Annotated in this window: 13 protein-coding genes; 6 read left to right on the plus strand and 7 right to left on the minus strand. The window is 56.6% G+C overall.

The annotated features are described in order from the left end of the window. Positions 1-39 precede the first annotated feature (39 nt). The 3 genes from DHN55_RS20190 to mmsB form a co-directional block, all read right to left on the minus strand. Positions 40-1143: a L,D-transpeptidase family protein gene (locus DHN55_RS20190; RefSeq protein ID WP_337660605.1), complete on the minus strand. Its 1104-nt coding sequence runs from the start codon at positions 1141-1143 to the stop codon at positions 40-42. Positions 1144-1700: 557 nt separating this feature from the next. Next, positions 1701-2213 carry a transcriptional regulator LdtR gene (ldtR, locus tag DHN55_RS20195; RefSeq protein WP_108883365.1) on the minus strand — a complete coding sequence of 171 codons (513 nt, stop codon included), beginning with the start codon at positions 2211-2213 and terminating at the stop codon, positions 1701-1703. Positions 2214-2406: 193 nt separating this feature from the next. Further along, positions 2407-3297: a 3-hydroxyisobutyrate dehydrogenase gene (mmsB, locus tag DHN55_RS20200; RefSeq protein ID WP_108883366.1), complete on the minus strand. Its 891-nt coding sequence runs from the start codon at positions 3295-3297 to the stop codon at positions 2407-2409. Positions 3298-3471: 174 nt separating this feature from the next. Here mmsB and DHN55_RS20205 point away from each other — a divergent pair, with 174 nt between their 5' ends. Then, the gene (locus tag DHN55_RS20205; RefSeq protein WP_108883367.1) at positions 3472-4266 is read left to right on the plus strand and encodes a dimethylarginine dimethylaminohydrolase; all 795 of its coding nucleotides are present in this window, start codon (positions 3472-3474) and stop codon (positions 4264-4266) included. 37 nt (positions 4267-4303) lie between these two features. Here the strand turns inward: DHN55_RS20205 and DHN55_RS20210 are convergent, their stop codons facing one another. Together DHN55_RS20210 and DHN55_RS20215 are read right to left on the minus strand one after the other, a co-directional pair. Further along, complete coding sequence (locus tag DHN55_RS20210) at positions 4304-5338, minus strand: 3-hydroxyisobutyryl-CoA hydrolase (RefSeq protein WP_108883368.1); 1035 nt, start codon at positions 5336-5338, stop codon at positions 4304-4306. A gap of 28 nt (positions 5339-5366) precedes the next feature. Next, complete coding sequence (locus tag DHN55_RS20215; RefSeq protein ID WP_108883633.1) at positions 5367-6506, minus strand: acyl-CoA dehydrogenase family protein; 1140 nt, start codon at positions 6504-6506, stop codon at positions 5367-5369. 137 nt (positions 6507-6643) lie between these two features. Here DHN55_RS20215 and hemB point away from each other — a divergent pair, with 137 nt between their 5' ends. Further along, positions 6644-7693 carry a porphobilinogen synthase gene (gene hemB / locus DHN55_RS20220; protein ID WP_108883369.1) on the plus strand — a complete coding sequence of 350 codons (1050 nt, stop codon included), beginning with the start codon at positions 6644-6646 and terminating at the stop codon, positions 7691-7693. 18 nt (positions 7694-7711) lie between these two features. Next, positions 7712-8077: a cupin domain-containing protein gene (locus DHN55_RS20225; RefSeq protein ID WP_108883370.1), complete on the plus strand. Its 366-nt coding sequence runs from the start codon at positions 7712-7714 to the stop codon at positions 8075-8077. A 10-nt stretch (positions 8078-8087) separates the two neighbouring features. On the opposite strand, the gene DHN55_RS20230 is transcribed toward DHN55_RS20225, so the two are convergent. Together DHN55_RS20230 and DHN55_RS20235 are read right to left on the minus strand one after the other, a co-directional pair. Next, positions 8088-9215 (minus strand): hypothetical protein, encoded by a 1128-nt coding sequence (locus DHN55_RS20230; RefSeq protein WP_108883371.1) that lies wholly within the window; start codon positions 9213-9215, stop codon positions 8088-8090. A gap of 13 nt (positions 9216-9228) precedes the next feature. Continuing rightward, positions 9229-10107 (minus strand): NAD(P)-binding domain-containing protein, encoded by an 879-nt coding sequence (locus DHN55_RS20235; RefSeq protein ID WP_108883372.1) that lies wholly within the window; start codon positions 10105-10107, stop codon positions 9229-9231. 138 nt (positions 10108-10245) lie between these two features. On the opposite strand from DHN55_RS20235, the gene DHN55_RS20240 reads away from it, so the two are divergent. The 3 genes from DHN55_RS20240 to DHN55_RS20250 all read left to right on the plus strand — a co-directional run bounded on the left by DHN55_RS20240 (position 10246) and on the right by DHN55_RS20250 (position 13259). Further along, positions 10246-11466, plus strand: coding sequence for a threonine ammonia-lyase (locus tag DHN55_RS20240; protein ID WP_108883634.1), 1221 nt, complete (start codon positions 10246-10248; stop codon positions 11464-11466). A 126-nt stretch (positions 11467-11592) separates the two neighbouring features. Continuing rightward, positions 11593-12363, plus strand: coding sequence for an arginyltransferase (locus DHN55_RS20245; protein WP_108883373.1), 771 nt, complete (start codon positions 11593-11595; stop codon positions 12361-12363). After that, on the plus strand, positions 12360-13259 hold the full coding sequence (locus DHN55_RS20250; RefSeq protein ID WP_108883374.1) for an EamA family transporter: 900 nt from the start codon (positions 12360-12362) through the stop codon (positions 13257-13259). Before DHN55_RS20245 ends, DHN55_RS20250 begins: the two co-directional genes overlap by 4 nt. Positions 13260-13281: the final 22 nt, after the last annotated feature.

The raw sequence follows: 13281 nt of genomic DNA on the forward strand, positions 1-13281 counted from the left end.
GCTCAGGAAATCCTGCATTCGTTAAATGAATAGGTGAACCTACCCGGCGCGGCCTTCAGGTGAACCAATCGGCTGGCCGGTAATGAAACCGGTACCGTCAAGATCGTAGATGTCGGGGCGGAAGCGCACCATGCCGTCAGGGCCAGCCCACGCTGTCAGGTACACCCAGTGCACGGCAACCTTGCCCTTAAGGGCAACGTCAATGCGATCTTCCGAGCGCGCAACGGATTTTATCTGACGCAAATTCCAGCCGTCCTGATTGCCCAGCACCCAGGATGTCAACTGGTGAACATCCTCCACACGCACGCAGCCTGAACTGAAATAGCGCTGGTTTTCCTGGAACAATGTCTTGGTCGGCGTGTCATGCATGTACACCGAAAACTTGTTGCGGAAGTTGATCTTGACCGACGCCATGGCATTTTCACCGCCGGGTTCCTGGCGGAAATGATATTTATCGGCAATCTCTTCGGCCGGTGCCCTCCAGTCAATCGAACGCGGATCCACTTCCGGGCCGCGATAGCCGTCGAAAATCTTGATCTGCATTTTTTTCAGGATCGACTTGGACTTGCGCACCTTGGGTACGATGTCCTTGATCACGATGGACTTGGGTGAGTGCCAGTATGGATTGAAGTTTATTTCGCTAATTTCGCTGGTCACGATTGGCGACGGGCGCTCGGGCTTGCCGACAATGACAGCATGACTTGAGACAACGCGGTTGCTCTGCACCGCCTCGAGCTTGGCTGCAGGAATGTTGACCAGCACATATCTGCTGTTCAGGTCTTTGGTATATTCCGGCAGGCGGATCAGGTTGGCCTGCATGGTTTCAAGCTTGGACCTTGCTGACACCGACATGGCAGCCGCGGTTGCCTTGTTGACCCGGCCGGTAACCCGAAGGCCATGGTTTTGCTGAAAACCGGCGACGGCCTGAGCGACAACGCGGTCATATTTTTCACCGTCCACTGCACTGCGGGGCAGATACCCTTCAATAGCCAGGCGCCGGCGCAGCGCTGTGACAGCGCGTCCCTTTCCGCCCTTGCGAAGTGACCTGGAGGCAGAAGTCCGTCCCCAGCCGCCGCCGCGCACAATTCTCTCATAGAACTTAATTGCGGACTCCAGCGCCTGTGCGCTGCGTGTACTCAGCATCGGAGCGACTGAACGGTTGCTGCTGTATATCTGAGTGCGCGAGGACAATTTATCGGTTGCCTCTGCACGCGGAGGCGAAGACCTCAGCCAGTCGGTTGCGGAATTCAGCGTAGTCGCACCGCGTTCGCCATTGGCGTCAATGCCAGTGTTCGCAGGCTGAACGGATCGTGTACGCGGATAGTAGTTACGCTCAATCGACTCGGCGGCGGCCTCCTCAACAGGCAAACCGGTGTACGACAACGTACTTGCCATCAAGGCAACCAGTGAAACTCTTGCAACCCCAGCCAACATCTCACATTTCCTGATCAACGAATACTATGCCTCGTGCATACAACATTCGCGGTTTTGAGGATAGTGAATGTCTGTTAATTCCGACCTCAATTGGGCAACCCAACCCAATTGCGGGCCTGTTCAACAAAAAAACCCGCGAAAAGCTGAGACCTTTCGCGAGTTCAATTTTTTGCGAGACTGCGGGAAAACCCGGCTCATAGTGGACTTACGGCACAATCTGCGCCCTCAAGCATCCATTTTGTCTGAGTACCCGGTCGCCGCCAGTGTTACAGACGATACAGAATCTGGTCTGTCCAGAACCGCTCAAGACGGCCCAGAGCCTTGTTCAGGCGATCAAATTCTTCAACGTCAATGTCGGCAACTTCGCGCAAAGACAGCAACTGACGGTTATAAAGCGCGTCAATCTGTTCGCGAATCACCTGACCACGTTCGGTCAGCGAGATGCGGACTGAACGCTTGTCGGCGCTTGAACGTTCATGGCTTACATATCCCTGATCAACCAGCTTTTTCAGGTTGTAGGAAACGTTTGAACCCTGGTAGTAGCCGCGGGTTTTCAATTCGCCTGCGGTCAATTCGCTGTCACCGATGTTGAACAGCAGCAGTGCCTGAACGGAATTGACTTCCTGTTCACCGTTGCGTTCAAATTCGTCCTTGATCACATCCAGCAAACGACGGTGAAGCCGCTCAATAAGTGTCAGTGACTCAAGATAGCGATTCTTGATTTCAGATTTGTCCTGGTCCACGTCATCGCGGACCGCCATTGCGGTCATCTTATTCATGTTCAATACCTGCCCGTTTATGTTTTAAGTTCGTCTATTTTTAAGTGGCAGGTTTTGTCCCTGCCTTGACGATGACTCTAGGGCGGGTTTTTTAAGATCAGCTCAATGATATAGGTAAATCAGAGGCTAATTTGCATCAAATTTGACAGATATGGCGTCACGGTTAGCAAATACTTGCAGGCTCCATTTTTCGCTATTTTCTGCCAGCCAGATGCTTGATTATGCCTGAAAAATCAGTGTTTGCGCCGCCTTCATCCATAAACTCTTTGTAAAGCTCAAGTGCACGCGCGCCCATTGGAGTGAAGGTTTTCGAACTTTCCGCAGCTCCTTTGGCGAGATCGAGATCCTTGAACATCATGGCGGCGGCGAAACCGGGCTGGTAGTCACGGTTGGCCGGTGATGTCGGGACCGGACCTGGAACGGGGCAGTATGTGGTCATCGACCAGCTCTGACCGGATGCCGTTGACGAGATATCAAAAAACCGCTGTGCATCCAGTCCCAGCCGTTCCGCCATCAGGAAGGCCTCACACGTGCCAATCATTGAAATGGCGAGCAGCATATTGTTGCAGACCTTTGCCGCCTGGCCGTTTCCGGGGCCGCCGGCGTGGACAATATTCTTGCCCATGATGTCCAGGAACGGTTTGGCGCTTGCGAACGCGGGATCGCTGCCGCCGCACATGAACGTCAGTGTCCCGGCCGCAGCACCAGTCGTGCCACCGGACACCGGTGCGTCAAGCATCTGGTGACCTGCCGCGTCGGCCAGCGCAATCACGTCCCGCGCAGTCTCAACGTCGATTGTTGAACTGTCGATCATCAACGTACCGGGCTCACAAACAGAAATCAGGCCATCATCACCGGTGTAGACATCCCTTACGTGCTTGCCGGCCGGCAACATGGTCACGACAACAGACGCGCCCGCAACAGCCGCCTTGATGCTGTCGGCGGCAACCCCGCCGGCCGACACAAATCGAGCCACACTGTCGGCAGAAAGATCAAACCCGCGAACCTCATGGCCCGCCTTGACCAGATTGTCCGCCATCGGGCCACCCATATTGCCCAGACCAATGAAACCGATACTCGCCATGAAATGCTGCCTCTCTGAAAACACGTGCTTTGCTGTTGCGGTAACATCGCAAGTACTGACCGTGACATGCAAGAGGCATCACCCCCGCCGCAAGGTGTTTCACTGCAATGGTCTTGTGTTATCGAGAGGCAGGCTGATAAGACCGCGTTCAGCAGTATTATTTCCGGATCCGCCATGACCTCACGTTCTTATACATTCTCCCACGCCGTCGTGCGCAAACCCAGTGCCAGCATTGTTGATGGATTGCGCGCTGTCGATACCGGTGTGCCGGACCTGGAGCGGTTCCGGCAAGACCATGCCCATTACGTGTCACTGCTGGCCTCAACGGGTGCTGCGGTGAGCGTACTTGAACCGCTTGATGACTATCCTGACTCCGTCTTTGTGGAAGATGCAGCCCTGTGCCTTCCGGAACTTGCAATTGCCATGCGGCCAGGCACACCGTCACGTGTCGGCGAAGCAGCGGTCATGGCCCCTGTTCTGTCGGAGTTTTACAGCGAAGTGGTCGCGATTGACGGGCCGGGGTTCATTGACGGTGGCGATGTGCTGGTGACAGAGCGGGAGATTCTTGTTGGGCGTTCAGCGCGGACCGATGCTGCCGGGATTGCCGAGCTGGCGCAAATAACCTCGCCCTGGGGATACACGGTACGGGAAGTTGAGACGCCTGCCGGCGTGCTGCATTTCAAAACCGACTGTTCCCTGATGGACGAGGAAACGGTGCTGGCCACAAGCCGTTTGTCGGACACCGGATGTTTTGACGGATACAAGGTCATCAACACGGCAGATGGTGAGGACGCGGCCGCAAACGCCATCCGGTTCAACGGACTTGTCCTGATGCCGGCGGGTTTTCCAAAGACCGCGGCAAGACTTTCTGCAGCGGGATATGATGTTCGCGAAGTCGGCAACAGCGAGGCAGCAAAACTCGACGGCGGGATGTCATGCCTTTCCCTGCGGTTTTCCCCGCCTGCCTGATCGCGGCGATCCGGCCCAGCCCGGCCTGGAAAATCGATCAGACGGGTAATTCTTCAGACAACGGGTCAAAATAGGCGTTGATCTCGTCAGTCCTGACGGCGCTCAGGGATGCCGGCTGCCAATTGGGTGCCATGTCTTTGTCGATGACCACAGCACGGGTTCCTTCAAAGAAATCATGGCCGGTGAATATCCGATTGACGATGCGGTATTCCAGCCGCATGCAGGCGTTGAAATCCAACGTCAGCCCGTCCCGCAATTGCCGGTGGCATATCTTGAGGCTCGTTGGCGACTTCAGCACCATGATGTCCGCCTGCTTCTGAGCCCACTCCGACGGGTCCGACCTGAGGCTCTCGAAGACATCATCTGCAGAGTTCTGCAGGAAATGCCGGTCAATCGCCCCGCGGTGACGCCCGAAGGTTTCCGGATCAATGGGAACGGCGTATTGCTCAATGGCTTCATCGACGTCGGCGAACGACCGGAGCGCCCGTTTCAGGTCCGGCAACTTCTGTTTTGGAACGAAATGCGTACCGACGCCTGCATATACGGCGTCCCCGGCTTTCAGCCGTGCGCCGGTCAAGCCCATATACATGCCGGTTTCACCGGGACAGCGCGGCAGGAAGTAGGTTCCCCCGACATCGGGAAACAGTCCGATCCCGGTTTCCGGCATCGCGAAGGTGGTGGCCTCCGTGACGATGCGGTGCGAACCATGCACGGACACGCCGACGCCGCCGCCCATCACGATGCCGTCCAGCAATGCGATATAGGGTTTGGGATAATGCTTGATGTAGGTGTTGAGCAGGTATTCCTCGCGGTAGAAATCGAGGAATTGCGGGTCCATCGCCAGGCCCCACTCATACAACTGGCGAATGTCGCCGCCGGCGCAAAATGCCTTGTCACCGGCACCTTCGATAACAATGCGCTTCACGCCGCGATCGGTCTCCCAGGCGCGCAGTTGAGCATCCAGGGCACGGACCATGCCGACGGTCAGCGCATTCAGCGCCCGCTCGCGATTGAGCGTTACGATCCCGACCCGGCCTTCCCGGGAAAAGATGATCTCGTTTGAAGTCGTCATCGGCGGTCACAAACCAATCTATGCAAAACTACTGCCGCAGCATGTCGCGTGAAATGATCAGTCGCATGATTTCATTGGTGCCTTCAAGAATTTGATGAACACGCAGGTCGCGAAGATAGCGCTCCACCGGATAGTCCTGCAGATACCCGTAACCGCCAAACATCTGCAATGCGTCATTGACCACCTGAAAGCCTGTATCCGTTGCCTTGCGTTTCGCCATGGCTGCAAACCTTGTGGCCTCGGGGTGCTTGTCATTTACCTTCTGGGCAGCGGCGTAAAGCAGGATTCGGGCGGATTCGAGTTCTGTCTGCATGTCGGCCAGCCGGAACTGCAAGGCCTGAAATTCGGAGATCGCCTTGCCGAAGGCTTTTCTGGTTTTCATATAGTCAATGGCATGATCAATGCAGGCTTGCGCGCCGCCGATCGAGCAAGCGCCGATGTTCAGCCTGCCGCCATCCAGGCCTGCCATGGCGATCCGGAAACCATTGCCCTCTCCGCCGATCAGGTTTTCAACCGGTACGCGGCAGTTGTCGAAATTCACCTGTGCTGTCGGCTGTGAGTGCCAACCCAGCTTTTTCTCGTTGGCGCCGAAACTCAGGCCCTCGGTGCCATCCTCTATCATGATGCAAGAGATACCGTTCGGAGTGTCATCTCCGGTGCGCACCATGGTCAGGTAAAGATCATTGGCCCCTGCCCCGGAGATGAACGCCTTGGACCCGTTCAGCACATAGTGGTCACCGTCTTTCACCGCCCTGGTGCGCAGCGCTGCCGCGTCGGACCCGGATCCGGGTTCGGTCAGGCAGTAGCTTGAAATCTTGTTCATGGCCGTCATGTCCGGCAGAAACTTTTGGCGCTGGGCCTCGTTCCCGAAACTGTCAATCATCCAGGCCGCCATATTGTGAATTGAGATGAAGGCGGCCGTTGAAGGACAGGCCCTGGACAGCTCTTCAAAGATAAGTACGGAGTCGAGTCGCGACAGGTTTGACCCGCCAACATCATTCTTCACATACAGACCGCCAAACCCCAGCGCCGCCGTCTGTACAATCGTGTCGCGCGGGAAGATGTGTTCAGCATCCCACTTCGCAGCATGAGGAGCCATTTCATCCGCTGCAAAGGATGCTGCGAGATCGCGAATGGCGCGTTGCTCTTCTGTCGGCTCGAAATTCACTGTTTTGACCTCAGCGCTTGTGGTTTCCACTATATGACGTTGATAGAGCCGCACAGCCCAAACGGTCAACATGACTAGCGACTGACAGACACATGGTGCATAGTTGACGAGTAAAAATCCATGAGAACCAGGTTTCGATGACCCATCCCCGCTCGCAATCACAAAACACACTTGCTCAAACTCCAGCAGGACAGGAGGCGACCGAGGGTTATCCGGCCACACGCCTGCGCCGGACAAGACAGTCTGACTGGTCGCGCCGGCTGGTGCGGCAGTCCGCACTGACACCGGACGACTTCATCTGGCCGATCTTTGTCACGGAAGGACAAAACGAGCGCCAGCCGGTTGCTTCAATGCCCGGCGTGGAGCGCCTCAGCATCGATCTGGCTGTGACCGCGGCCAGGGAAGCCCGCGACCTCGGTATTCCGGTAATCGCCGTGTTCCCCAACACGCCAACGGAAAAACGCAGCGCTGACGGCAGCGAAGCGCTGAACCGGGACAATCTGGTGTGCACCGCCGTACGCGCCATAAAGGACGCTGTTCCGGACATCGGCATCATGACCGATGTTGCGCTGGACCCATACACTACCCACGGCCACGACGGACTGCTGCAGGACGGCCGTATTCTCAATGACGAGACAATTGAAATTCTGGTAACCCAGTCCCTGATCCAGGCCGAGGCCGGGTGTGACATTATCGGCCCGTCCGACATGATGGACGGGCGCATCGGAGCCATTCGCTCCGGGCTGGAAACATCCGGATTTCAGGATGTGATGATCATGGCCTACACGGCCAAGTACGCGTCCGCCTTCTACGGTCCGTTCCGGGACGCGGTGGGATCATCAGGTACCTTGTCGGGCGACAAGAAAACCTACCAGATGGATTTTGCCAATATTGACGAGTGCGTACGCGAAGCCGAACTCGATATCTCTGAAGGCGCCGACATGATCATGGTCAAGCCCGGCATGCCCTACCTAGATGTGGTGACGCGCCTGAAGGCCGAGTTCGGTGTTCCCACCTTCGCCTACCAGGTGTCGGGCGAATATGCGATGCTGACAGCAGCGGTCCAGAACGGCTGGCTTGACGGCGACAAGGTCATCATCGAGGCGCTGCACGGGTTCAAACGTGCCGGGGCGGATGGCGTACTCACCTATTTCGCGCGGGATGTAGCGCGACAACTCAATGGCTGATCTCACAGGGAATTTACAATGGACACCAACGTTTTCAGATTGCTTCCAGGCGGTGATCCCGTTTCCGGCATGCAACCGTCAGACCTGACGCCAGCGGACACCTTCACCTCGGAAGACCACACGGAGCTCAACCACACGTTCTTTGCTACTCCTGACGAGTCCGTGCTTTCAGGTGTCTGGGAGTGTGCACCGTGTCGCGAAGAGATCGACAGCTATCCGGTACATGAAATGATGACGGTGATTTCAGGATCGGTGACCGTGACCAATGCCGAAGGCAATGCGGAGACTTTCACAGCCGGTGATACATTTTACATTGCCAAGGGTGCAAAGTGCACCTGGCACATCAAGGAGACGCTGAGAAAATTCTACATGATTGTGGAATGACGCAGCCACGTCATACGGGAAACTCGTCCACCGTGGCGTAATCCAGCTCGCCGAGGCCGTTGAAGTCGGTGCGCAGGGCATTGGAGTAGGCTCCCATCCAGCCAAACATCACATAGTCACCTTCATCAATTGCGTCCGGCAACTCGATTTTCGCCGGCAAGGTGTCGAGGCTGTCGCAGGTCGGGCCGAAAATGGTGAAAGCACGGCCTGCACCGTCAAACCGTGACCCGTCCGATTTGAACGCGGTTGCAGGCGGCGAGATGCCGGAGAATTTTATCTCGTTCATCGAACCGTAAATGCCATCGTTCAGATACAGGCTGTTTTCCTTGCGCAAATGCACCTGTGCAATGGTGGCACCCCCGGTCCACGCCAAAGCGGATCCCGGTTCACAGTTCAGATTCACATCGCTCATGTGCATAGCCTTTGCTGCCTCGATAGCTGCGAAGAAATCTTCCAGCTTGCGCTCCCTCGGCATCAACACCGATGGATACCCGCCGCCAAGGTTTGCGTATTTGAGCAAAACACCGGCAGCCTCCGCACACCCTGCCCCCATTGCCATTGCCTCGCCCCAGGCTTCCGGGTTCGGAGCCTGCCAGCCCACATGCATTGCCACTGCCACGTCGAACCCCAGCTCCCCGACACGCCGCATGAGACTTGTTGCGGTTTGGCCGTCACAACCGAACTTGGAATTCAGGTCGACGGCGGAGTCCGGATTGGCCTTGGCGATGCGCACTTCAATGGTGCAGTCGCGGCCGCAGATATCGGCCAGCTTGGCCAGTTCCCTGTCATGATCGACAACGAAGTCGCGGACACCGAGATGCTTGTAGGCGGCAGTAATGTCGGCGCGTGACTTGACCGGATGATTGAACGCACAATGCGCATCACCCAATTGGTCACGCACCAGATTGATTTCTGCAATCGAGGCGACATCAAAACCCTTCACACCACCCTCGACCAGCCAGTGCAGGACTGAGGGATGCGGGTTTGCCTTCACCGCGTAATGGACATCGCCTGGAAAACCCGTGGCAAACCGTTCCGCCTCGTTACGGAAAGCGGCCGGACAAAAGCACATGACAGGTTGATCCGGTGCTGTCGATGCCAGCAACTCATCGACAGACCGGTAGTGAGGTAATGTCATGGAGCGCGAGGCCTTACTTGTCTTTGTCGAGCAGTGCGATGAGGCTGGACGTATCCCAGCGACCGCCGCCCATAGCCTGGACCCGCGAATAGAACTGGTCAACCAGGGCGGCAACCGGCAGGTGCGACTTGTTGTTGCGTGCCTCTCCCAGGCAGATGCCCAGGTCCTTGCGCATCCAGTCCACTGCAAAACCGAACTCGAACTCGCTCGCGATCATGGTCTTGTAACGGTTTTCCATCTGCCAGCTGCCGGCAGCGCCCTTGGAAATGACATCGACTACCGCTTCCATGTCGAGGCCGGCGTTCTTGCCGAAATGAATGGCTTCGGACAGGCCCTGCACGAGGCCGGCAATGGCAATCTGATTGCACATCTTCGCCAGCTGACCAGCGCCGGGTCCGCCCAGCAGCCGACAGCTTTTGGAAAAACAGTCGATAAGGCTTTCCGCCTTGTCATAGTCGGCCTGTTCGCCGCCGCACATCACCGTCAGCGCGCCATTCTCGGCACCGGCCTGTCCGCCGGAAACCGGAGCGTCCACGAAGCCGATACCCTGAGCCGCTGCGGCAGCCTGCAGTTCCCGGGCCACATCTGCGGATGCGGTCGTATGGTCCACAAACACGGCACCTTCCTTCATGGACTGAAATGCGCCATCCGGACCTGTCGTGACAGAACGCAAGTCGTCATCATTGCCGACGCAGGCAAAAACAAAGTCAGCGCCTTCTGCCGCCTGCTTCGGTGTCAATGCATGCGAACCGCCATGCTCGGTAACCCATTTTTCAGCCTTGGCGGTTGTACGGTTGTAGACAACCACATCATGGCCCCCCTTGGAGACCAGATACCCTGCCATGGGATACCCCATCACACCCAGACCGATCCATGCTGTACGAACGCCCATGCCTCAAAACCCTTTCAAGTAAATCCGGCGCAAATCCCGGTTATTCAGAAATTGCTCCAACTGTTAGATTGATTGCTATTGGTATTCGCTTTAAGCCAGCCGTTCAATCCACATGACATGTCAGTTTCAGCAGGCAGGATGACAATCACTTTTGAAGACATAGAACGCGCCGCCACAGCCATTGCCGGCAAGGTACCCCGGACGCCGATTGTGCGGGCCTCCGCCTTGTCCGAGCAGACCGGTGCCAATGTAATGTTGAAGCTGGAAACACTGCAGACAACCAACGCATTCAAAGTGCGTGGGGCCTTGAACAAACTTCTGTCGCTTACACCGGATGAGCGAAAGCGCGGCGTCATTGCCCTGTCAGCAGGCAACCATGCACAGGCAGTTGCCTTTCATGCGACCCAACTCGGAATACCGGCGACCATCGTGATGCCGGAAACAACGCCGTGGACCAAAGTGGAGCGCACCAGCCAGTTTGGCGGGACAGTTGAATTGGCCGGCGAAACACTCGCTGAAGCTCGCGATCATCTCAACAGCCTCATTGAAAAGCACGGCCTTGTGCTGGTCCATCCATACAATGATCCACTGGTCATGGCCGGTCAGGGCACGGTCGCGCTGGAAATGCTGGCAGACGCACCGGACCTCGACACCCTGCTTGTCCCGATCGGCGGTGGCGGACTGATCAGCGGCATGGCGGTGGCTGCGCGGCAAATCAAGCCGGATATCAAGATCATCGGCGTTGAAATCGAGCGCTACCCATCCATGCATGCAGCGATCAACGATACCGGGGCTGCATCCGGCGGTTCCACACTGGCGGAAGGCATCGCAGTTCGCGATGTGGGCGAGCTGGCAGTCGAGGTGTGTCGGAAGCTTGTCGATGACATTGTACTGGTCAGTGAAGCTGCGGTGGAAAAAGCCGTCGCCACCCTGCTGTCACAGGAAAAACTGCTGGCAGAAGGTGCCGGTGCAGCCGGCGTAGCTGCTCTGTTGCAGGATTCTGGCCGTTGGCAAGGCAGCAATGTCGGACTGGTGATTTGTGGCGGCAACATCGATCAGCGGATGCTGGCGTCCCTGATCGTACGCGAACTTGGCCGTGACAAACGGGTGGTTTCGCTCAGGTTCCGCATTGAAGACAGGCCCGGTGTTCTGGGTCTCATTTCATCGGCGCTCGGCGAACAGAAAGCCAATATTCTGGAAGTCCACCACCAGCGCAACTTTCTTGATGTGCCTGCCAAAGGCGCGGTGCTGGAAATCACCATCGAGACGCGCGGGCCGAAGCATGCGGATGAGATCATCGCCTTCATGCGCAAACAGCCATACATAGCAAACGTATCCCAGTTCGGCGCCGGTGAGTAAAGTCACAGACAGCATGATTGCATTGTTGACAATCAAAGCTGCGCATTTAACCCTTGCACCAAAGTCGGTAATTGTTTGTACAATTGTTTATCTGAAACCACACCAAGACAAACGGAATGCCAGACCTTGAGTGTTGAGCGCCGAAATTTCCCGCAGTTTTTCATAACTGCACCGGCACCCTGCCCTTATCTCGAAGGCCAGCAGGAGCGCAAGGTATTCACGCATCTGATTAATGCGGATGCGCGCCAGCTGCACGACACACTGGCGCAAGGCGGTTTCCGGCGATCCCAGAACATCGCCTATCGCCCTGCTTGCGACGGATGTGCCGCGTGCGTTTCGGTGCGTGTTCCGGTATCCCGGTTTGAGTGGACCAAATCATTTCGCAAGCTGTTACGCCGCAACCGCCATATCGTCGGCAATACCATGCCGGCGAAAGCCACAGCCGAACAGTATGCCGTGTTCAGGCGCTACATCGACGAACGCCACGGCAGCGGAGGCATGTCTGACATGTCCATGATGGACTATTCGGCCATGGTCGATGAAAGCTTTGTCGACACGCGCCTGATCGAATACCGGCTTGCCGCGCAGCCGACACTGTCGGGTCCCGACGGGCGCAAGGGCGAACTTGTCGCCACAGCGCTGACCGACATTCTGGAAGACGGCCTGTCGATGATTTATTCATTTTTCGCGCCGGAATATGCGGCCAGCAGTTTCGGCACTTATATGGTCCTGGATCATATCGAACGGGCAGAACGCGCCGGTCTGCCCTACGTGTATCTGGGGTATTGGGTCGAGGGTTCGCAGAAAATGGATTACAAGGCCCGCTTCCTCCCCCAGGAGCGTCTGAGCCAGACAGGCTGGTTGTTGCATCAACGGCGAGACAAAGAACACAAATGACAACTACTGTCGCTCCTGTGTCCCGATTATCTCCGGAAAGAGGCATCGCCCTGTCCTTTTTGGGCGGTTTGCTGCTTTCGTTTGATGTGCCATTGCTCAAACTGTCAGGAGCAGACACCTGGACGATCATCTATGTGCGCGGCACAATGCTGTTTATTGCATTGTTCCTGTTCTGGCTTTTCACCAACAGGTTGCGGGAAAACAAGACACGCTTCATCAATGGGAAAACCGGATATGTAATTGCTGTTCTGGCCGGGGTCGCAAACATCATGTTTGTTGCCTCCATCAGCCTGACTTCAGTTGCAAATGTTGTCTTCATATTGGCCTTCAACCCGATGTTTGCCGGAGTGCTGGGCTGGCTTTTCCTCAAGGAACGCCTCGGCCCTGCCACCTGGATTGCCATAGCATGTTCACTATCGGGCGTGATGCTGATCGTGGCGGAGGGATTGCAACTCGGGACCTGGCAAGGCGACCTGCTGGCGTTGGGCGTTGCATTGATCATGGCAGCTTCCCTGACCATCATCCGCTATTCAGGCACCAATCAATCTCTTAGTGCGGGTGCCGGACATCTGATGTCGGCTATTTTTGCCGCTCCATTTGCGGTCCCGGGCAGCCTTACTGCCGCCGGATGGGGCTGGTTGTCGATCAACGGACTTCTGGTGACGCCGGCTGCAACTGCGTTTCTGATGATTGGCCCGAGATATGTGGCGGCCGCCATTGTGGCCATGTTCTTCCTGCTTGAAACAGTCCTCACTCCAATCTGGATGTGGGCAATATTTTCAGAAATGCCGAGCACCCTTTCGCTGATCGGCGGCGCCATTGTTATAGCGTCCCTGGCCGGTCACACCCTGTGGCGGTTCAAAACGAAACGCGACCGCGCATCTGTGCCACAATGACCAGGCTTCCAGACTTCTTGCG

The organism is Anderseniella sp. Alg231-50, assembly GCF_900149695.1.
GTDB lineage: Bacteria > Pseudomonadota > Alphaproteobacteria > Rhizobiales > Aestuariivirgaceae > Anderseniella.

Excerpts from the sequence above, each read along its gene's own strand:
- ldtR (WP_108883365.1), bottom strand. The coding sequence starts at position 2,213 with ATGAATAAGATGACCGCAATGGCGGTCCGCGATGACGTGGACCAGGAC.
- DHN55_RS20205 (WP_108883367.1), top strand. The coding sequence starts at position 3,472 with ATGACCTCACGTTCTTATACATTCTCCCACGCCGTCGTGCGCAAACCC.
- DHN55_RS20235 (WP_108883372.1), bottom strand. The coding sequence starts at position 10,107 with ATGGGCGTTCGTACAGCATGGATCGGTCTGGGTGTGATGGGGTATCCC.
- DHN55_RS20230 (WP_108883371.1), bottom strand. The coding sequence starts at position 9,215 with ATGACATTACCTCACTACCGGTCTGTCGATGAGTTGCTGGCATCGACA.
- DHN55_RS20250 (WP_108883374.1), top strand. The coding sequence starts at position 12,360 with ATGACAACTACTGTCGCTCCTGTGTCCCGATTATCTCCGGAAAGAGGC.
- DHN55_RS20240 (WP_108883634.1), top strand. The coding sequence starts at position 10,246 with ATGACAATCACTTTTGAAGACATAGAACGCGCCGCCACAGCCATTGCC.
- DHN55_RS20225 (WP_108883370.1), top strand. The coding sequence starts at position 7,712 with ATGGACACCAACGTTTTCAGATTGCTTCCAGGCGGTGATCCCGTTTCC.
- DHN55_RS20190 (WP_337660605.1), bottom strand. The coding sequence starts at position 1,143 with ATGCTGAGTACACGCAGCGCACAGGCGCTGGAGTCCGCAATTAAGTTC.
- DHN55_RS20210 (WP_108883368.1), bottom strand. The coding sequence starts at position 5,338 with ATGACGACTTCAAACGAGATCATCTTTTCCCGGGAAGGCCGGGTCGGG.
- mmsB (WP_108883366.1), bottom strand. The coding sequence starts at position 3,297 with ATGGCGAGTATCGGTTTCATTGGTCTGGGCAATATGGGTGGCCCGATG.
- hemB (WP_108883369.1), top strand. The coding sequence starts at position 6,644 with ATGACCCATCCCCGCTCGCAATCACAAAACACACTTGCTCAAACTCCA.